Genomic DNA, 19,690 nt, shown 5'->3' on the forward strand with positions numbered 1-19,690 from the left:
TGAATCGTGGAGCGCGGACGACGAGCCGAAGGCTCAGTACGTGCGCAGCAGATCGGCCAGCACCCGCTGACCGAAGACAAGCGATTCTACGGGTACACGCTCATCGACTCCGTGGAACATGCCAGTGAAGTCGAGGTCTGCAGGAAGCTGCAGCGGAGCGAAACCGTATCCGGTGATGTCCAGGTATGCGAGCGCCTTGTTGTCCGTGCCCGCTCCCAGCAGATACGGGATCACCGGCACCCCAGGGTCGTGGCGACCGAGGCTCGAGACCATCGCGTCGACCAGTTCTCCCGCGAACGGCGTCTCCATGCCGATGTCGCGCACGACGATCTCGATCTCGATCTGGTCTCCGACGATCTGCTGCAGCTCGGCGAGCACATCGTCCTCGGTTCCGGGGATCACGCGCACGTCGATCAGAGCCTCGGCGCGCTCGGGAATGACGTTGTGCTTGTAGCCGGCGGTGAGAGCCGTGGGGTTCGTGGTGGTGCGGAACGACGAACGCAGGAACGCCTCCGCGGGACCTGCGGCGGCTGCCAGAGCATCCGGGTCGTCCGCAGAGCGTCCGGTGAGGTCGCTGAGACCCTGCAGCAGGGCCTCAGTGGTCGGGGTCAACCGCAGCGGCCACCGAGTGCGTCCGATGGCGACGACGGCCTCGGCGAGCTTCGTGACGGCGTTGTCGTCGTGCAGGCGGCTGCCGTGACCTGCACGCCCCTTCGCGACGAGACGGATCCAGATCAGCGCCTTCTCGCCGACCTGCAGAAGATAGGCACGGCGGTCGTCGACGGTGATCGAGTATCCCCCGACCTCGCTGATCGCCTCGGTGGCGCCGGCGAACCACTCGGGCCTGTTCTGCACGACGAGAGCCGAACCCTCGACCCCGCCGTTCTCCTCGTCGGCGAAGAAGGCCAGAACGAGGTCTCGTTCGGGCTGCTCCCCCGCTCGTAGGATGTCGGCGACGGCGGTGAGGATCATCCCGTTCATGTTCTTCATGTCGACGGCGCCGCGACCCCACAGCATCCCGTCCTTGACGATTCCGGCGAACGGATCGACGGTCCAGTCGTCGGCCATCGCCGGAACGACGTCGAGGTGTCCGTGGACGACCAGAGCCGGTCTGCTCGAATCCCGGCCGGCGACGCGCGCCATCACATTCGTGCGCCGCGGGATCGGTTCGTAGTACTCGACCTCGAGGCCCAGCTCTTCCAGGTAAGCGCCCACGTACTCGGCGGCTTCGCGCTCGCCCTTCGCATTGCCTCCGCCGAAGTTGGAGGTGTCGAAGCGGATCAGGTCGCTCGCGATGCGAACGACCTCGGGAAGGGACGGATCGGTCATGTGCCCAGGCTATCGAAATGCCGTGGCGCGCCCGGGCGTCGCCGTCGGTTTCAGGGAGCCTCGAAGCTCGTGCTAATGTAAATCTTCGTTCGGCAACGAACATCCAACACCTGCGCGGGTGGCGGAATGGTAGACGCGCTACGTTGAGGTCGTAGTGCCCGTAAGGGCGTGGGGGTTCAAGTCCCCCTCCGCGCACAGACAGGCCCCGGATATCTTCACGATATCCGGGGCCTTCTTCGTTCGCGGAGAACGATTCGCTTCGGCTCCGCTCGGGGCGCAACTCCTCCCAGAGCCCGCCCCGCATCCTGATGGCTCAGATGCCTGCTCGATTCAGACCGCACTCACGCCGAACACCAGGCCGAGCGCATACGTGATCGCCGCGGCTCCGAAGCCGATCGCGAGCTGTCGCAGGGCCCGACGCAGGGGTGGTCCACCCGACAGGATTCCGACCATGGCGCCGGTGGTCAGCAGAGCGACGCCGACGAGAACCAGCGCGACGATGACAGCCGTGGCGCCGTCGAGACCGAAGATCCAGGGCAGCACCGGGATGATCGCTCCGGAGGCGAACAACAGGAAGCTCGAGATCGCCGCCGTCCAGTCACTGCCGACGATCTCATGGTCATCGCCCGCATTGATGTTGACGGGACCCGTCGTGGTGCGTTCGACACCCGCTCGGGCCGCGGCGACGATGCGTCCCGCGCGGGCCAGAGCCTCCTCCTGGTCTATCCCCCGAGCGCGGTACACGAGCGCCAGCTCGTTCTCGTCGATATCGAGGTCAGCCGCGGATGCAGCGGCATCCTCATTGGCTTCGGTGGCCGCGAGGAGCTCTCGCTGCGACCGCACGGAGACGAACTCCCCTGCTCCCATCGACAGTGCGCCCGCGAGCAGCCCGGCGATCCCGCTGAAGAGCACGAATCCGGAGCTCACGCCCGTGGCCCCGATGCCGAGCACGAGGGCGAGGTTGCTGACCAGACCGTCGTTCGCGCCGAACACCGCCGCGCGGAACGACCCTGACAGCCGCCGCCTGCCTCGGGCGGCGAGACCGCGAACGACCTCGTAGTGGACCTTCTCGTCGGCGCGCATCGCGGGCGTCGCGTACTGCTCTGAGTCGTAGGGAGAGCGCGCCTCGGCGCTCTGGGCGAGAGCCAGCACGAAGATCGATCCGAACCGACCGGCCATCCAGCCGAGGAGTCTGGAGCGGATGCCGGCTCGGGGCAGCCTCGCGGGCTCCGCGCCCAGCAGGTCGAGCCAGTGCTGCTCGTGGCGGCGCTCTGCGTCGGCGAGGCTGAGGAGGATCTCGCGCTCCTCACCGGTGCGTCGATTCGCGAGCCTCTGATAGACCATGCCCTCTGCACGCTCTTCGACGAGATAGCGCGCCCAACGGCGGCGGTCTGCGGCGGTGGGTTCTGCAGCGGCGGGCTCGGCGGCAGCGGGGGCTGTCATGGCGTCTCCTGATCGACGGAACCCCGAATGGGGCAACCGTTCCACGCTAGCTTCGGGTGACCTCTCCGACAGCACGGAGGCCGTGATTGCCAGCTTTTCGGGGATCCGAACCAGGCCCTTTTCGCGGTGTCGAATCGGTCGGTGCCGAAACGGCCCGGCGTCAGGTGCGGACGCGCTTGCGCAGCACTTCGATGCGCGACTGCAGCTGCGTGACGGTCGCCTGCGCGACAGCGGGCCCGCCGCAGATGCGCCGCAGCTCGGCGTGGACAGACCCGTGCGGCTCGCCCTTCTGCCGCGCGTACAGCCCGACGAGACTGTTCAGCAGCTGTCGCTGCTCGCGCAGCGTGCGGTGCAGGGGTGGCGGAAGCGTCGTCGTCTCCGTCGGGGCCGCCTCAGCCTCGCGGACTTCACGCAGGCGGGACTGCCGCGCCTGGCGTTGCATGAGCAGTTCGTGCACGTGCTCGGGCTCGAGGAGTCCGGGGAATCCGATGAACTCCTCTTCTTCAGGAGTGCCGGGCTCCGCGAGCTGGCCGAACTCCTGCCCCTCGAACACGACGCGGTCGAAATGCGCCACCGACGACAGTGCCTGATAGCTGAACTCCTGGGTCAGCGCGTCTGAGGTCTCCTCTTCGCGGTTCGCTGCATCGAGCAGCGAGTCCTCGAGGCCGTCGTCGTCCTTCGACTGCCGGTCGAGCGCATGCTCGCGCTGCTTGTCCATCTCGTTCGCGAGCCCCATGAGCACCGGGACCTGGGGCAGGAACACACTCGCCGCCTCGCCACGGCGCCGGGCACGCACGAAGCGACCGATCGCCTGGGCGAAGAAGAGCGGAGTCGAGGATGAGGTCGCGTAGACACCGACCGCGAGGCGAGGAACGTCGACGCCCTCGGACACCATGCGCACCGCGACCATCCAGCGATCCTCGCTGGCGCTGAACTTCTCGATGCGCTCCGATGCGGTGGCATCGTCCGACAGCACGACGGTCGGCCGCTGACCGGTGATGCTGTGCAGGATCTTGGCGTACGCGCGGGCGACGGTCTGATCCGTGGCGAGGACGAGTCCCCCGGCATCCGGCACATGGTTGCGGATCTCGGTGAGGCGGCGGTCGGCGGCGGACAGCACCGCCGGCATCCACTCGCCCTCGGGGTCGAGCGCCGTGCGCCAGGCCTGCGACGTGACGTCTTTCGTGTTGTCCTGCCCGAGATGGGTCTCGAGCTCATCGCCGGTGCTCGTGCGCCAACGCATCTTGCCCGCGTACATGTGGAACAGCACGGGTCGGACGACACCGTCGGCGAGGGCACGACCGTAGCCGTAGTTGTAGTCGGTGCGGGAGATCCGCGCCCCGGATTCGTCAGGGTGGTACTCGACGAACGGGATGGGTGCGGTGTCGCTGCGGAACGGGGTGCCCGAGAGCAGCAGCCGCCGTTTCGCCGGCCCGTAGGCATCGCGGATCGCGTCGCCCCAGCTGAGCGCATCGCCGCCGTGGTGCACCTCGTCGAGGACCACGAGCGTCTTGGCATCCTCGGTGAGATGCCGATGGACCGAGGACTTCGCGGCGACCTGGGCGTATGTGACCACCGCGCCGTGATAGTGCCGCGCGGGCGCCCAGTCGCTGTTCCGGAACCGGGGGTCGAGTCGGATGTGCACGCGGGCCGCGGCATCGGCCCACTGCGTCTTCAGATGCTCTGTGGGCGCGACCACGATGATGCGGTTCACCTCGCCCATGCGCATGAGCTCGACCGCGAGGGTCAGAGCGAACGTCGTCTTTCCGGCGCCGGGGGTCGCAGCCACGAGGAAGTCGCGCTGGTCGGCCTGGAAGTACTGCTCGAGCGCCTCCTGCTGCCACGCGCGCAGCTTGTTCGCGGTGCCCCAGGGGGCGCGCTGTGGGAAGGACGGAGAGAGCATCGAGACAACGATAATCGCTGCCACGGACACTCGGCACGCTCGCGGCCTTCCCCGCGCGCGTCCTCGCCGCGGATGCCCGCACCCGAGTAGGCTCGGTCACTGCGCAGCCGCCATAGATGTGCTGCGTCCGTTCGCGAAGGAGAGCTGGATGACAGACCAGGATTCGACCCGGACCCCGCATCTCGACAACGAGAGCGCGCACCCGTGGCGACGTTTCGTCGCGATCGGCGATTCGTTCACCGAGGGCATCGGGGACCCCGACCCATCGCACCCCGGGAATCATCGCGGCTGGGCAGACCGGGTCGCCGAGGTGCTGTCGCAGCAGGTCGACGACTTCGCCTACGCGAACCTGGCGGTGCGCGGCAAGCTCATCGCCCAGATCGTGCGCGACCAGATCGAACCGGCGATCGATCTGCACCCCGATCTCATCTCGATCTGCGCCGGCGGGAACGACGTGATCCGCCCAGGCACCGATCCGGATGCCATCGCCGTGCAGCTCGAGGATGCCGTCGCGCGGCTCTCCTCGACCGGTGCGGCCGTGCTGCTCTTCACCGGCGTCGATACGGCGTTCACCCCCGTCTTCCGGGCTTTCCGCGGCAAGGTCGCGATCTACAACGAGAACATCCGAGCGATCGCCGAGCGCCACGACTGCATCGTCGCGGACCAGTGGGCGCTCAAAGTCGTGCAGGACATGCGCTTCTTCGACGATGACCGACTGCACTACAACCCGCTCGGGCATCACGAGATCGCGAGGATGGCGCTCCGCGCCCTCAACGTCCCCAACGATCTCGAATCGATGCAGCCGGAGCCGCTTCCGGTCCGCACCTGGCGAGAGGCACGCTCCGAGGATCTGGGTTGGGCGCGCGAGCACCTCGTTCCCTGGGTCCTGCGACGTCTGCGCCACGAGTCCTCGGGCGATCACATCATGGCGAAGCGCCCGGAGCCCTCGCCGGTCGTGTTCCCCGGTCTCGACCGACGGCCCTGATCGAGCGTCAGCCCGATGTGAGCGCCCACAGGGCCACCGCCGCGGCCGATGCGACGTTCAGCGAATCCACGCCGCCTGCCATCGGGATGGTGACGACCGTGTCGGCGATCTCCAGAGCCGTGCGGGAGAGTCCGTCGCCCTCCGCTCCCATCACGACCGCGACGCGTTCCGGGCGGTCGGCGACATACGCGTCGAGCGTCACCGCGTCATCGCGCAGAGCGAGAGCTGCGACGTCGAAGTTCGCCGCATGCAGGTCCGCGACCGCCGACTCCCAGTCCGTGATGCGAGTCCATGGCACCTGGAACACCGTCCCCATGCTGACGCGCACGCTGCGTCGGTAGAGCGGGTCCGCTCCCCCGGGCGACACCAGCACCGCGTCCGCCCCCAGTCCGGCCGCCGCCCGGAAGGCCGCTCCGACGTTGGTGTGATCTCCGACGTTCTCGAGGATCAGCACGAGGTTCGCGCCGTCGATCACCTCATGCACCGTCGGCAGCTCAGGGCGATGCATCGATGCGATCGTGCCGCGATGCACAGCGAAACCGGTGACCGCCTCGGCCACCTCGTCCGGGACCACGAACACAGGCACATCCAGATCGCCGACGATCGCTCTGATGTCGTCGATGCGTCGTTCCTGCACGAGAACGGAGCGCGGACGGTGACCTGCGGCGACGGCGCGCGCGATCACCTTGGTCGATTCGGCGATGTACAGCCCGCCGGCGGGGTCGCTCACGGTGCGGAGCGCCGTGTCGGTGAGCGCGCGATAGTCGTCCAGTCGTCGATCGTCCGGATTCGTCACGCGCAGCAGTTCCACGCGCTCCAGTCTGCCATCGCTCTCTTCGCGCGCCTCGCAGGCGGCCGCGAAGCCTCGGTCATCCCTCACGCCGTAGACTCGCAGGAGGAGGTCCTGTGAGCGCATCGAGTCCGGTCGAGTTGTCGGCCACCATCGCTCGCACCGCTGAACTCCTTCGAGGACGGAAGATCGCGCTGCTCACCGGAGCGGGCATCTCGACGGACTCCGGGATCCCCGCCTACCGCGGGGAGGGCTCCCGCAACCGCTCGGACCCGATGACCATCCAGCGATATCTGGCTGACGAAGCCGCTCGGCGTCGCTACTGGGTCGGCGGCCATCTCGGATGGCGCGCGTTCGCCAGGGCTGACCCGAACCCCGGTCATCTCTCGCTCGCCGCGATGGAGTCATCCGGCCAGGTGAGCGGCGTGATCACACAGAACGTCGACGGCCTGCACCTGCGCGCAGGCAGTTCGCACGTCATCGAGGTGCACGGCACGATGCGCAGGGTGCTCTGCCTGAAGTGCGGTCAGGTGTTCGACCGCCGCGACATCGCGGTGCAGATCGAAGAGCGCAATCCGTGGATCTCGGTGCCCGAGAACGTCGCGCTGGCACCGGACGGCGACGTACTGCCCGAGAGCACCGACGGATTCATCGTCCCGGTCTGCACGGTGTGCGGCGGGATGCTGAAGCCGGATGTCGTGTTCTTCGGCGAGTACGTCCCGCAGGATCGTTTCAAGGCCGCCGAATCGCTGCTCCGCGCGAGTGACGCGATGATCGTCGCGGGATCCTCTCTCGTCGTGAACTCCGGGGTCCGGCTCGTCGAGCGCGCGCGCCGCCGCAGCATCCCCCTCATCATCATCAATCGCGAGCCGACGCGCGCGGATGTCTGGGCCGATGTCACCATCGCCGCGGGCACCAGCGACGTGCTCCCCGCCCTCCAGGAGCTTCTCGAATGACCCTGCTCACCCTCGTACGTCATGGCCAGACCGACTGGAACCTCGCTCGACGGATCCAGGGCGCAACCGACATCCCGCTGAACGAGACGGGTCGCGCAGATGCGCGGACAGCCGCGGAGCGTCTCGAGGGGAGCACGCATCACGCGATCTACAGCAGCCCGCTTCTTCGCGCGCGGGAGACCGCCGAGATCATCTCGGACCGGCTCGGGCTCGGCGCGCCCGTGCTGGTGCCGGACATCCGGGAGCGCGAGTTCGGCGAAGGAGAGGGCATGCTCGTCTCCGAGTACATGAAGACCTACGGCGACTGGCTGGCGCCGGTGCCGGGCGCAGAGACGCTCGACGAGGTGGCCGTGCGGGCGATGGATGCTCTGGACGAGATCGCTCGTGATTCTCGTCGACGCTCGACGCCTGTCGCCGAATCCGTGATCGTCGTGGCTCACGGCGGCGTGATCCGGTCGCTCATCTCGCATGTTTCCGGTGGCACCCTGCCCCACGCCGGTGACCCGATCGTCAACGGATCCGCGCACCGCTTCGAGGTGTCGCCCGGGGTGCTGCGCCTGCTGGATCAGTCCGTCCTCATCTGAATCGCCGGCCGAGGGGCGACTCGACGCTCCGAACTGCCTCAGCGCGCTCGGGAGAGCAGCGAACGCGCATGCCGGAGGACCGGTTCATCGATCATCCGTCCTCGGAAACGGAAGACACCGCGCTCGGACTCGGCCGCGTGGAGCACGGCACGCGCCCAATCGAGAGCATCCGCTGAGGGTGCGTACGCTTCGCGGATGACCGCCACCTGACTCGGGTGGATGCAGGCGGTCGCCGCGAAGCCCGACGCCGACGCGTCGACAGCCTCGGCCTCCTGCCCGGCGATGTCATCGATGTCTATGTGCACCGCATCGATGGCGCCCTTGCCGTGCGCGCCGGCTTCCAGAAGCACCCGCGACCGCGCATGGCGCGCGACGTCGCGATAGCCTCCGGTCGGGAGGCGGCTCGACGTCCCGCCGAGAGACGCGACGAGATCCTCGGCACCCCACATCATCGCGACGATCTGCGGATGCGCCGCGATCCGGTCGGCCGCGTGGACGCCCCGCGCCGTCTCGCACAGCGCGATCAGCGAGAACCTCTCGTCGAAGGCGCTGAGGCTCTCGGCGCGCTCGGTCTTGGCGACCATGACGGTGCGGAAGTCCGTCTGGGAGAGCGTCGCCAGATCCGACGCGAATGCCTCCGACCCCGGCGGATTCACCCGCACGATCACCCGATCGGGATCGAGGTCGGCGTCGATGAGATTGCCCCGAGCTGCTGCCTTCGCGTCGGGAAGCACGGCGTCCTCGAGATCGAGGATGACGGCATCCGCCTTCTCCAGCGCCCCGCGGAAGCGTTCAGGGCGATCAGCCGGACAGAAGAGCAATGCCGGTCCGAGTTCGAAGGTCATCGGGCTCCCCCGTCGGGCAGACAGTGCACGAGCACCGAACGCGCGGCCGTGGCGACGACCGTCTCGTCCTGGTTGCGTCCGGTGTGGGCGATGGTCACGATCCCCTGTCCGGGTCGCGAGGTCGAGAGGCGCTTCTCGAGGATCACGCTCTCTGTGTAGAGGGTGTCGCCCGCGAACATCGGGTGCGGGAATGCGACGTCGCCGAAGCCGAGCTGCGCGACGAGCGTTCCCTGCGTGAGCTGGGCCACGGATGCGCCGACCATCGTCGACAGCGTCCACATCGAGTTGATCAGGCGCGCGCCGAAGGGCTCCTGTGCGTCAGCGAACGCCGCATCGAGGTGCAGCGCCTGCGTGTTCATCGTGAGCGTCGTGAAGAGCACGTTGTCGGCCTCGGTGGCGGTCCGGCCCGGTCGATGGAGATATCGGGCCTCAAGGTCGAACTCCTCGAAGTAGAGCCCCCGCTGGATGATGTCGTGCGCGGTCACTTCGGCTCCCTCGGTCGATCGGAACGTCGCATGCTGCCACGCTACCCGGCGAGTCCGAGGGCACGCGCGATCACCAGGAGCTGGACCTCGGTGGTGCCCTCGCCTATTTCGAGGATCTTGGAGTCGCGGTAGTGACGCGCCACCGGGAACTCGTTCATGAACCCGTTTCCGCCGAAGATCTGCGTGGCGTCCCTGGCGTTGTCCATGGCGGCTTCGCCCGCGACGAGCTTGGCGATCGCCGCCTGCTCGGCGAACGGCCGTCCCCCGTCGCGCAGCCTCGCCGCATGATGCCAGGCGAGCCGCGCCGTATGCACCCGAGCGCGCATCCGCGCCAGAGTGAACTGGGCGTTCTGACGGGTGCTGAGCGCACTTCCGAAGATCGTGCGACTCTTCGCATAGTCCACGGCCGCCTCGAGGCAACCCTCCGCAGCGCCGGTCGACAGCGCCGCGATGGCGATACGCCCCTCGTCCAGGATGCTCAGGAAGTTCCGGAACCCGCTCCCCCGCGCTCCGAGGAGGTTCCCCGCCGGTACGCGCGCGCCGTCGAAGGTCAGCGGATGCGTGTCGGATGCGTTCCATCCGACCTTGTCGTACGGCGCCTCCACCGTGAAACCCGGGGTGCCGTTCGGGACGATGACCGTGGAGATCTCCTTGCGTCCGCCCTCGCTGCCCGTGACGGCGGTGACCGTGACGAATCGGGTGATGGGCGTCCCGGAGTTGGTGATGAACTGCTTCGACCCGTCGATCACCCATTCGTCCCCGTCGAGGCGGGCCGTCGTGCGGGTCGCCCCCGCATCGCTTCCGGCCTCGGGCTCGGTCAGCCCGAAGCCCGCAAGAGCACGACCGGCGAGCAGATCCGGGAGCAGTTCCTGCTTCTGCTCTTCGGTTCCGAATCGGAACACCGGCATCGCTCCGAGGCTCACTCCCGCTTCGAGGGTGATCGCGATCGACTGGTCGACGCGACCGAGAGCCTCGATCGCGATGCCCAGGGCTATGTAGTCGCCGCCCTGTCCGCCGTGCTCTTCGGGGAACGGCAGCCCGAACAGTCCGAGGTCGCCCATCTGTCCCACGACGTCCATCGAGAGCGTGTGCGTTCGGTCGGCCTCGTAGGACTGCGGCGCGACGACGCTGTCAGCGAAGTCGCGCACCATCGCGGCGAGCTCGCGCTCCTCGTCGTTCAGATCTTCCATCATCGGTTCTCCTCCGTCGTCACGCGGGCGACCGGCTGGTCGCGCCGCACCTGGTCGCCCACGGCGACCAGCAGGCTCACTGTCCCGTCATGCGGGGCGAGCACGGGGTGCTCCATCTTCATCGCCTCGATCGAGACGATCGGCGTACCTGCCGTCACCGTCGAACCGTCGGCCGCGTGCACGGCGACGATGCTCCCCGGCATCGGGGCACGGGCCTCGGGTCCTGTCGCGTCGGCACGCGCATCACGTGCCTGCAGGCGTCGCTGCATGCGCTGGCGGCGATCCATCGGCCGGAGTCGTGCGGTGCGCCCGTCCTCGCTCACCCAGACCGCGCCGTCGCCGTCGATGGCGACGGTGATCTTTTGGCGGTGACAGGCTGGCGCTTCGGGCGCGACGAGAAGCTCGTCCTTATCGGTGAGGAATACTATCTCGCGCTCCGCGACACCGCTGACAGCAGCCCACACGGCGCCGGCACGGCGGGCGATCCTGGCGTCTGCACCTGGAGCGCCGTCACGCATGGCCATGCGTCTCGCGGCGGCCAGCATCGACGTCGTCGGATGCTCGACCTCCAGAGGCAGGAGAGTGTCGATCAGCCCCGTGTCGAGATCTCCTGCCATCACCCGTGAGTCGCGACACAGCGTGCGCAGGAACGCGATGTTCGTGTCCACACCGAGGACGACCGTGCGCGCCAGCGCCTCGTCCAGTCGGCGAAGGGCAGTCTCCCTGTCGGAGGCGACGGCGATGACCTTGGCGATCATCGGGTCGTAGAAGCCCGTGACCTCTGAGCCCGTCTCCACCGCGGCATCCACCCGCACGCCCTGCGGCGGATCGAACAGCAGCACACGGCCGGTGGACGGCAGGAACCCGCGCTCCGGCGACTCGGCGTACACACGGGCCTCGACCGCGTGCCCGCGCACGGGAGGAGCCTGATCGAGCCGCTCTCCCCCGGCGACTCGGATCTGAAGCGCCACGAGGTCGAGACCGGTCACCTCCTCGGTGACGGGGTGCTCGACCTGCAGACGTGTGTTCATCTCGATGAAGAAGACCTGCTCCGGTTCATCCGCATCGATGAGGAACTCCACCGTGCCGGCACCGACGTACGAGACGCTCTCTGCCGCCTGGACCGCCGCGGTCAGAAGCCGACTTCTGGTCGCATCCGGGATGCCCGCCGACGGCGCCTCCTCGATGACCTTCTGGTGACGACGCTGGAGAGTGCACTCGCGCTCGCCGAGTGCGATCACCGTTCCGTGGACGTCTCCGAAGACCTGGACCTCGATGTGTCGAGGGCGCCGGATGAGCCGCTCGAGGATCAGCGCGTCATCGCCGAAGGCCGACGCTGCGACCCGCCGCGCCGAAGCCAGCGCCTGCCCGAGCGCCGCCTCATCGGCGACGATCTCCATGCCCTTGCCGCCGCCTCCTGCGCTCGGCTTGACCAGCAGAGGGAATCCGACGGCGATGGCCTCTTCGGCGATCTCCGCGTCCGACAGACCGCGGGCGTCGAACCCGGGAACGACCGGCACACCGGAACGCACCACATGGTCGCGCGCCTTGGCCTTGTCACCCATGATCTGGAGCGCGTCGACCGATGGGCCGATGAAGACGATGCCGCTCTCCGCGCATGCTTCGGCGAGCCCGACGCTCTCCGAGAGGAAGCCGTAGCCGGGATGGATCGCCTGAGCGCCGGCGGTGCGCGCGGCGCCGATCACGGCATCGATGTCGAGGTAGGACTCCGCTGCGGGAGCCGCGCCGATCCGCACGGCGTCGTCGGCCTCCCGCACATGGGGTGCATCCGCATCAGCGTCGCTGTAGACGGCGATGCTGCGGATGCCGAGTTCTCGCAGTGACCGGATGATCCGGCGTGCGATCTCGCCTCTGTTCGCGACGAGAATCGCGTCGAATGAGTGAGTGTTCTGGAGTGTCATGGCGGTCACATCCGGAAGAGGCCGAAGCGCGGTTCGGGCAGCGGACTGCGGGCGACCACGTCGAGGGCGAGGCCGAGGATGTCGCGGGTCTCGGCGGGGTCGATGATGCCGTCATCCCAGAGCCGAGCGGTCGCATAGTAGGGCTCGCCCTGCGTCTCGTACTGCTCGCGGATGGGAGTCTCGAACGATGCTCGTTCGTCGGCACTCCACTCTTCTCCGCGAGCGGCGAGCTGGTCGGACTTGACGGTGGAGAGCACGGAGGCGGCCTGCGCCCCGCCCATCACGGAGATGCGGCTGGCCGGCCACGTCCAGAGGAATCTCGGGGAGTAGGCCCTGCCGCACATCGAGTAGTTGCCCGCGCCGAAGGAGCCTCCGATGATCACGGTGAGCTTGGGTACGCGGGTGCTCGCCACAGCCGTCACCATCTTCGCGCCGTCCTTGGCGATCCCGCCGGCCTCGGCATCCGAGCCGACCATGAACCCCGTGATGTTCTGCAGGAACAGCAGCGGGATGCCGCGTTGGTCGCAGAGTTCGATGAAGTGCGCGCCCTTGAGCGCCGATTCGCTGAAGAGGACGCCGTTGTTCGCGACGATCCCGACCGGGTGGCCGTGGAGCCTGGCGAACCCCGTGACCAGAGTCTTCCCATACTCCGCCTTGAACTCGCGGAAGCTGTCGGCGTCGATGAGCCGATCGATGACCACGTGCACGTCGTATGCCGCGTTGACGTCGACCGGGACGACGTCGTACAGCGATCCGAGCTCGGCAGGGGCCCGGCTGTCGTGCACCTCCCAGGCGGCCTGATGCGGAGCAGGGAGTGTGGCGACGATGTCCCGCAGGATCTCAAGGGCATGCTCGTCGTCCTCCGCGAGGTGATCGACGACGCCGCTGCGGCGGGCATGGAGCTCGCCTCCCCCGAGCTCCTCTGCGGACACGACCTCGCCGATCGCGGCCTTCACGAGGGGCGGGCCGCCGAGGAAGATCGTGCCCTGGTCGCGAACGATCACCGTCTCGTCGCTCATCGCGGGGACGTATGCCCCACCGGCCGTGCACGAGCCGAGGACCGCTGCGAGCTGGGGGATGCGCTCTGCCGACATCCGCGCCTGGTTGAAGAAGATCCGACCGAAGTGCTCGCGATCGGGGAACACTTCATCCTGCTTGGGGAGGAAGGCCCCGCCCGAGTCCACCACGTACAGGCACGGGAGGCGATTCTCCAGGGCGATCTCCTGCGCACGCAGGTGCTTCTTCACGGTCAGCGGGTAGTACGTACCGCCCTTGACCGTCGCATCGTTGCAGACGACCATGACGTGCCTCCCGTGCACGAGACCGATGCCGGCGATCACCCCCGCTGCCGGTGCTTCTCCCCCGTACAGGCCGTCGGCCGCCAGCGGTGCCACCTCGATGAAGGGGCTCCCCTCATCGAGAAGACGGGACACGCGCTCGCGCGGCAGGAGCTTTCCTCGCGCGACATGACGCTCACGAGAAGCCTCCGGCCCACCCTGCGCGACGACCGTCAGCCGGTGGTGCAGTTCGGCAGCGAGGGACTGCTGGGTTGCGGGCATCGTGTTGTCCTCCTCGACCCACGTGGCGCCGACCACTTCGCTCTGGCGCACTCGATGCGTTTTCGGTTAGTGTTCACTAACCGATTGCATCAGGTTAGCGAGGATTAACTGAGATGACAAGCCCCGTCACCGCGCGAGATCGCGCCAAGGCAGAGCGCTCCGACGCGATTCTCCGCGAGGCCGCGCGACTCTTCGCCGACAGCGGCTACAACGGTGTGAGCCTCGAGGACATCGGGGCTGCAGTCGGGGTGTCCGGCCCCGCCGTCTACCGCCACTTCGCCGGGAAGCAGTCGCTGCTCGGAGCGGTTCTCGTCAAGGTGAGCGACGACCTCGTCACCGGCGGAACCCGCGTGGCGTCCGAGGGGCTGACGCCTGAGGATCGGATGCGCGCACTCGTCGCCTTCCACGTGGACTTCGCACTCGGTCATGCCGACGTGATCCGCGTGCACGACAGGGATGTCGCGCAACTCGATGCCCGCGATCACGCCGAAGTGCGGCGTCTGCAGCGTGCCTACATCGAGCTGTGGATCAGCACGCTGGCCCCACTCGTCGATGCCGACGCCGACGAGCTGCGTCTGCGCGTGCAGGCGTGCTTCGGCCTCATCAACTCGACCCCGCACAGCACGCGCGCCGCCGCCCGCCAGCGATCCACCACCGCGACAGTGCTCGCCGCGATGGCGGAGTCGGCGCTGCGCGTCGCTATCTGAGCAGCATCGCCCGCCCCGGCGCTTCGAGAACGTCCGCGACGTCTTTGAGGAACCGCGCTCCTTCTGCACCGTCGACGAGACGGTGGTCGAACGACAGGCTGAGCGTCATGATCTGGCGCAGCGCGATCTCGCCCCGGTGCTCCCACGGCTGACGCCTGACCGCGCCGACCGCGAGGATGCCGGATTGCCCTGGCGGGAGGATCGGCGTGCCGGCGTCGATTCCGAACACCCCGATGTTCGAGATCGAGAACGTACCGCCCGACAGCTCCGCCGGCGAGGTCTTCCCAGACCGCGCGGTCTCTGCCAGGGTCTTCAGCGCGTCTGCGAGGCCGACGAGGGTGAGCACATCGGCGTCGCGGATGTTCGGCACGATGAGGCCCCGTTCGGTGGCCGCTGCGATCCCGAGATCGACGTAGTGGTACTGGACGATCTCTCCCGCAGGCTCGTCCCACCGCGCATTCAGCCCTGGCGTCCGTGTCAACGCCAGGCACACGGCCTTCGCGACCACCGCGAGTGGGCCGATTCTGTGCGCCGAAAGACCGCGATCCTCCTTGATCGATGCGAGGAGGTCCATCGTCGCGGTGACGTCCACGGTGTGGAACACCGTCACGTGCGGCGCCGTGAACGCGCTCTCGACCATCGCGGCCGCGGTGTGCTTGCGCACCCCGCGGATCGGGATCCGCGTCTCGCGGACGCCCTCGTGCAGCGCAGCCGCGGTGTCCGGGAGCGCGACGCCTCGCGGTGCCACGTTCTCTTCAGGACGGATTCCGACGCGTGCCGCATGCTCGTCGATGTCGTCGCGCGTGATGACGCGATCGCCCACCGATGCCGCGACCAGGACGAGATCGATCCCCAAGCGCTTCGCGTAGGCCCGCACGGGCGGAGTCGAGCGCGGACGTTCGATGACTGTCTCCACGCTCACGGTCGGCGATGCATCGTGCGGTGCCGCCTCGAGCACCGCGGTGTCCGTGACCGGAGTCCTGCCTCCCGCACGCCGAGCGCGCCGAGCCGGGCGTCCGGATGCCGATGGCGCAGCGCCGTATCCGACGAGGTTGGGCTGCGCCTTCTCCTCTGCGGGCGAAGTCGCGACGGGCGGCTCCTCCGCCCCGTCGACGTCGAAGGCGATCAGGGGCGAGCCGACGGCGACGGTCTCCCCCGCCTCCGCGTGGAGTGTCGAGACGACGCCCTCGTACGGCGAGGGCAGCTCGACCACGGCCTTGGCGGTCTCGACCTCGGCGAGGGTCTGATTCAGCGCGACAGCGTCTCCGGGAGCGACAAGCCACTGGACCACCTCGGCCTCGGTCAGGCCCTCCCCCAGATCGGGCAGACGGAACTCGGCGATCATGCGTCCGCTCCCGTCAGGCTGTTCGGACGATCGAGCACCCGATCGACCGCGTCGAGCAGACGATCGAGATCCGGCAGATGATACTTCTCGAGCTTTGCTGGCGGGTACGGCACATCGTGGCCCGTCACCCGGAGAGGCGCGGACTCGAGGTACTCGAAGCAGAACTCCGTGATGCTCGCGATGATCTCCGCCGCCATGCCCACCTCGCGCGACGCCTCGTGAGCGACCACCACACGTCCTGTCTTACGGACGGAGGCCGCCACCGTGTCGTAGTCGACGGGCGAGAGCGAACGCAGGTCGATGACCTCGAGCGAGATCCCCTCGTCCTCGGCGGCCTCTGCGGCCTGCAGAGCCGTGGAGACCATGGCGCCGTAGGTGATCAGAGTGGCATCCGTGCCGTGTCGGACCACGCGGGCGAGGCCCATGGGTGCGGAATCCGCCAGCGGTGCCTCGAGGTCCACCTCGCCCTTGTGGTGGTACAGACGCTTCGGCTCGAAGAAGATCACCGGGTCGTCGGAGGCGATCGCCTGACGCAGGCTGCGGTAGGCGTCTTCGGGATTCGACACCGCGATCACGCGGAGTCCAGCCGTGTGCACGAAGTATGCCTCGGGCGACTCGGAGTGATGCTCTGCCGCGCCGATGCCGCCCGCCCACGGGATGCGGATGGTGATCGGCATCTTCACACGCCCCTGAGTGCGGTAGTGCAGCTTCGCGACCTGCGCGACGATCTGATCGAAGGCGGGATAGACGAAGCCGTCGAACTGTATCTCGACGACCGGCCGATAGCCGCGGAACGCGAGGCCGACGGCCGTGCCGACGATGCCCGACTCCGCGAGGGGGGTGTCGATGACGCGCGAGGCGCTGAACTCGTCGAGCAGTCCATCGGTGATGCGGAAGACGCCACCGAGCTTCCCGATGTCCTCCCCGAGCAGGACGACCCTCTCGTCGTCACGCATCGCCTGGCGCAGGCCCGCCCCCAGGGCCTTTCCGAGAGTGAGCTCCGTCACGGTCACGCCTCGCCTTCGAAGGACGCGAGATATGCCGCGTACTCGCCGCGCTGCCGTTCGAGCCCGGTGTGCGGCTCGGCGTAGACGCCGTCGAACACGGAGAGCGGAGGGCGCGTCACCATGCCGAGGCACTCCGCACGCATCTCTCTGGCGACGACGTCGGCGGCTGCCTGCGTCTGCGCCACCTGCTCATCGCTCAGTTCGCCGATCGCGCGCAGGTGTGCTTCCAGTCGGGTGATCGGGTCACGACGACGCCAGGCATCGAGCTCGTCCTCGTCGCGGTAGCGAGTCGGATCGTCGGCCGTCGTGTGGGGTCCCATCCGGTACGTCACGGCCTCGATGTAGGCGGGGCCCTTGCCCGAGCGAGCATGCGCGAGCGCCCAGCGCATCGCGGCCATGCAGGCGAGGACGTCATTGCCGTCGACCCTGAGGCTCGGGATCCCGAATCCGGGAGCGCGGCCGGCGATCGGGTACTGCGACTGCACGGACACGGGCTCCGAGATGGCCCAGTGGTTGTTCTGGCACACGAAGACCACGGGCGCTTGATAGGACGAAGCGAAGATCATCGCCTCGTTGACGTCTCCCTGACTCGTCGCTCCGTCGCCGAAGTAGGTGACGGCCACCTCGTCGGCGCCGTCATGGCGGATGCCCAGCGCGTAGCCCACTGCGTGCAGGGTCTGTGCGCCGATGATGATCTGCAGCGGTGCGACCCGAAGCGCTGCCGGGTCGTGCCCTGCCCCTTCCTCCCCTCGCCACATGCGCACGTAATCGCCGGGCTCGGCGCCGCGAGCGTAGATCACACCGGTCTCCCGGTAGCTCGGGAAGACGTAGTCCTGGGGCGCGAGCGCCCTGGCTGTGCCGATCTGCGTCGCCTCCTGACCCTGGCACGGCGCCCAGAGCCCCAGCTGTCCCTGCCGCTGGAGGGCGACGCCCTCGGCGTCGATCCGCCGGAGGATGATCATGTCCCTGTGGAGCGCCCGCAGCGATGCCGCATCGATGTCGGTGATGAACGTGTCGAGCCGGGGGTTCGCGATGCGGGTGCCGTCGGGGGCGAGGATGCGCTCTGCGAGTTCGAGATCCTGTGCGGTGTCGGCGATCGGGGTGATCTGCGGTGACATCATCGTCCTCCTCATCAGTGGCCGACGTCACGGGTTCTACGCGCGGCCCCGGCATCTTCGCCGGTTCACTCGAGCGTACGTCCGCTCATCACCTCGCTCAAGCAAGCGCGATCGCCTTGAGCATGTTGCCCAATTCGAGCCCGTGCGCCCCTGCTATGGTTTGGCACTATGGCCGGACTTGACCGTATCGATCTGGAACTTCTCGCAGCTCTCGCCGATGACCCGCGGGTCACGATCGTCGCCCTGGCGGAGAATCTCGGGCTGTCACGCAACACGATCCAGGCCCGCATGGCGCGGCTGGAGCAGACCGGCGTGTTCATGTCCTACGAGCGCTCGTTCTCCACCGATGTCCTCGGGTTCCCCCTGCAGGCGTTCGTCAGCATCGGGGTCCGTCAGACCGAGCTGCCTCGCATCATCAACGAGCTCGCGCGCATCCCGGAGGTCGTGCAGGCCCACGGGCTCAGCGGCTCGATCGACCTGCTCGCGCGAGTCGCCTGCCGCGACGCGCGGCATCTGTTCGACACGGATGCCCGCATCCTGTCGATCGACGGCGTCGAACGCACCGAGACGTCGCTCGCGATGGGCGAGGTCATCCCGTTCCGGGTCGCCGGACTCATCGGCCTCGCGCGGCGGGAATCCTGAGGAAGCGGCGGATGGCACCTGCCGCTTCGGCGGGCGTCTCGTAGTGGATCAGATGCCCGACGTGCGCTATCTCCACCAGTGTCCCGTGATCGAAGCGCGTCACCAGCTCTCGTTCCACCTCGATCGGCGTGATGTCGTCGCGCTGCGCGGCGATCAGCAGCGTGGGCACGTCGATCGCCGCGGCGAACTCGCTCACATCGTGTGAGACGCTCGCGATGAACGCGTCGCGGAGCACATCGCGGTCCGCGAAGCGCGAGAAGTAGGTGTCGTGCTGATCGTGGATGAACCGGCGGAGGTCAGGGTCGGCGGTCTTGGCCATCGTCACACTCATCACCCTGACGATGAGACGGTTGCGCAGCAGCGCGGTTCCCAGCTTCTCGGGCAGCCGAGCGCCCAGGGCGTAGTACATGACCGCGAGACGGGTCATGATGCCTTTCGGTCCCTCGAGCGCCGGAGCGCCGATCGGGTTGATCAGGATGAGGCGAGGGGTCTCGAGGCCGTCCGCGACCGCTGCAGAGGTGACGATCGAACCGAAGGAGTGTCCGAGGATGACCGCACCTGGCGCGATCACTGCGGCGAACTCCGTGAGCCATGCGACGTACTCGGCCAGATCGTACGTGCGCCCCGGCACGGGCGCGGTCTCGCCGAATCCGGGCAGATCGGGGGCGATGACACGCGCCTCCGGCAGGAACGCGAGGACGGACTCGAGGCCGTGGTGATCGCCGCGGAACCCGTGCACGGCGATCACGGACACCTCGGCATCCGCGGGGCCGTACTCCCAGTAGGCCGTGGTCCCCCCGCGCACCTCCGCCTCGCGCCGCTCGACCGGGAGGCGTTGCAGGCGGTCGGCGTAGGGCGAGGGCACGGTCATGCTCCGATT

18 protein-coding genes and 1 tRNA gene are annotated in these 19,690 nt (G+C 68.1%); 6 read left to right on the forward strand and 13 right to left on the reverse strand.

Annotated features, from left to right (window positions below):
* Positions 1-33: 33 nt before the first annotated feature.
* A complete protein-coding gene (locus ACQ4LY_RS15070) occupies positions 34-1,329 on the reverse strand; it encodes a M20/M25/M40 family metallo-hydrolase (RefSeq protein ID WP_431072766.1) in 1,296 nt (431 codons plus the stop codon).
* 112 nt (positions 1,330-1,441) lie between these two features.
* On the opposite strand from ACQ4LY_RS15070, the gene ACQ4LY_RS15075 reads away from it, so the two are divergent.
* A tRNA-Leu gene (locus tag ACQ4LY_RS15075) sits at positions 1,442-1,524 on the forward strand.
* A gap of 135 nt (positions 1,525-1,659) precedes the next feature.
* Here ACQ4LY_RS15075 and ACQ4LY_RS15080 read toward each other — a convergent pair.
* A complete protein-coding gene (locus ACQ4LY_RS15080) occupies positions 1,660-2,772 on the reverse strand; it encodes a VIT1/CCC1 transporter family protein (RefSeq protein WP_431072768.1) in 1,113 nt (370 codons plus the stop codon).
* 160 nt (positions 2,773-2,932) lie between these two features.
* Entirely contained in the window at positions 2,933-4,675 is a 1,743-nt protein-coding gene (locus ACQ4LY_RS15085) for a DEAD/DEAH box helicase (RefSeq protein ID WP_431072770.1), read from the reverse strand.
* A 148-nt stretch (positions 4,676-4,823) separates the two neighbouring features.
* Between ACQ4LY_RS15085 and ACQ4LY_RS15090 the strand changes: the two genes are divergently transcribed.
* Positions 4,824-5,660, forward strand: a complete 837-nt coding sequence (locus ACQ4LY_RS15090) for an SGNH/GDSL hydrolase family protein (RefSeq protein WP_431072772.1) — start codon at positions 4,824-4,826, stop codon at positions 5,658-5,660.
* Between the two features lie 7 nt (positions 5,661-5,667).
* Here ACQ4LY_RS15090 and ACQ4LY_RS15095 read toward each other — a convergent pair whose 3' ends face one another.
* The gene (locus ACQ4LY_RS15095) at positions 5,668-6,471 is read right to left on the reverse strand and encodes a TrmH family RNA methyltransferase (RefSeq protein WP_431072774.1); all 804 of its coding nucleotides are present in this window, start codon (positions 6,469-6,471) and stop codon (positions 5,668-5,670) included.
* 95 nt (positions 6,472-6,566) lie between these two features.
* Here ACQ4LY_RS15095 and ACQ4LY_RS15100 point away from each other — a divergent pair, with 95 nt between their 5' ends.
* A complete protein-coding gene (locus ACQ4LY_RS15100; protein WP_431072776.1) occupies positions 6,567-7,406 on the forward strand; it encodes a Sir2 family NAD-dependent protein deacetylase in 840 nt (279 codons plus the stop codon).
* Positions 7,403-7,990 carry a histidine phosphatase family protein gene (locus ACQ4LY_RS15105; RefSeq protein WP_431072778.1) on the forward strand — a complete coding sequence of 196 codons (588 nt, stop codon included), beginning with the start codon at positions 7,403-7,405 and terminating at the stop codon, positions 7,988-7,990. The genes ACQ4LY_RS15100 and ACQ4LY_RS15105 overlap by 4 nt, the downstream gene beginning before the upstream one ends.
* 38 nt (positions 7,991-8,028) lie before the next feature.
* On the opposite strand, the gene ACQ4LY_RS15110 is transcribed toward ACQ4LY_RS15105, so the two are convergent.
* The 5 genes from ACQ4LY_RS15110 to ACQ4LY_RS15130 are packed head-to-tail and all read right to left on the reverse strand — an operon-like array spanning position 8,029 to position 13,991.
* A complete protein-coding gene (locus tag ACQ4LY_RS15110; protein WP_431072780.1) occupies positions 8,029-8,835 on the reverse strand; it encodes an HpcH/HpaI aldolase/citrate lyase family protein in 807 nt (268 codons plus the stop codon).
* Positions 8,832-9,320 carry a MaoC family dehydratase gene (locus ACQ4LY_RS15115; protein WP_431072782.1) on the reverse strand — a complete coding sequence of 163 codons (489 nt, stop codon included), beginning with the start codon at positions 9,318-9,320 and terminating at the stop codon, positions 8,832-8,834. The genes ACQ4LY_RS15110 and ACQ4LY_RS15115 overlap by 4 nt, the downstream gene beginning before the upstream one ends.
* A 41-nt stretch (positions 9,321-9,361) precedes the next feature.
* Positions 9,362-10,510, reverse strand: coding sequence for an acyl-CoA dehydrogenase family protein (locus ACQ4LY_RS15120; protein ID WP_431075697.1), 1,149 nt, complete (start codon positions 10,508-10,510; stop codon positions 9,362-9,364).
* Positions 10,510-12,432: an acetyl/propionyl/methylcrotonyl-CoA carboxylase subunit alpha gene (locus ACQ4LY_RS15125; protein ID WP_431072784.1), complete on the reverse strand. Its 1,923-nt coding sequence runs from the start codon at positions 12,430-12,432 to the stop codon at positions 10,510-10,512. Before ACQ4LY_RS15125 ends, ACQ4LY_RS15120 begins: the two co-directional genes overlap by 1 nt.
* A gap of 5 nt (positions 12,433-12,437) precedes the next feature.
* Positions 12,438-13,991, reverse strand: coding sequence for a carboxyl transferase domain-containing protein (locus ACQ4LY_RS15130; protein ID WP_431075699.1), 1,554 nt, complete (start codon positions 13,989-13,991; stop codon positions 12,438-12,440).
* A 113-nt stretch (positions 13,992-14,104) separates the two neighbouring features.
* Between ACQ4LY_RS15130 and ACQ4LY_RS15135 the strand changes: the two genes are divergently transcribed.
* Positions 14,105-14,698, forward strand: coding sequence for a TetR/AcrR family transcriptional regulator (locus ACQ4LY_RS15135; protein ID WP_431072785.1), 594 nt, complete (start codon positions 14,105-14,107; stop codon positions 14,696-14,698).
* Here the strand turns inward: ACQ4LY_RS15135 and ACQ4LY_RS15140 are convergent.
* From ACQ4LY_RS15140 to pdhA, 3 genes are read right to left on the reverse strand one after another with little or no spacing between them, the layout of a single operon-like run.
* Positions 14,691-16,043: a dihydrolipoamide acetyltransferase family protein gene (locus ACQ4LY_RS15140; RefSeq protein WP_431072787.1), complete on the reverse strand. Its 1,353-nt coding sequence runs from the start codon at positions 16,041-16,043 to the stop codon at positions 14,691-14,693. The genes ACQ4LY_RS15135 and ACQ4LY_RS15140 overlap by 8 nt on opposite strands.
* A complete protein-coding gene (locus tag ACQ4LY_RS15145) occupies positions 16,040-17,050 on the reverse strand; it encodes an alpha-ketoacid dehydrogenase subunit beta (RefSeq protein WP_431072789.1) in 1,011 nt (336 codons plus the stop codon). Before ACQ4LY_RS15145 ends, ACQ4LY_RS15140 begins: the two co-directional genes overlap by 4 nt.
* Positions 17,051-17,052: 2 nt before the next feature.
* Entirely contained in the window at positions 17,053-18,168 is a 1,116-nt protein-coding gene (pdhA, locus tag ACQ4LY_RS15150) for a pyruvate dehydrogenase (acetyl-transferring) E1 component subunit alpha (RefSeq protein WP_431075700.1), read from the reverse strand.
* 168 nt (positions 18,169-18,336) lie between these two features.
* On the opposite strand from pdhA, the gene ACQ4LY_RS15155 reads away from it, so the two are divergent.
* The gene (locus ACQ4LY_RS15155; RefSeq protein ID WP_056307813.1) at positions 18,337-18,810 is read left to right on the forward strand and encodes an Lrp/AsnC family transcriptional regulator; all 474 of its coding nucleotides are present in this window, start codon (positions 18,337-18,339) and stop codon (positions 18,808-18,810) included.
* Here the strand turns inward: ACQ4LY_RS15155 and ACQ4LY_RS15160 are convergent.
* On the reverse strand, positions 18,782-19,681 hold the full coding sequence (locus ACQ4LY_RS15160; RefSeq protein WP_431072791.1) for an alpha/beta fold hydrolase: 900 nt from the start codon (positions 19,679-19,681) through the stop codon (positions 18,782-18,784). The two genes, ACQ4LY_RS15155 and ACQ4LY_RS15160, sit on opposite strands and share 29 nt — an antisense overlap.
* Positions 19,682-19,690: the final 9 nt, after the last annotated feature.

Origin of the sequence: Microbacterium phyllosphaerae (genome assembly GCF_050628115.1) — a bacterium.
Taxonomy (GTDB): Bacteria; Actinomycetota; Actinomycetes; order Actinomycetales; family Microbacteriaceae; genus Microbacterium; species Microbacterium phyllosphaerae_A.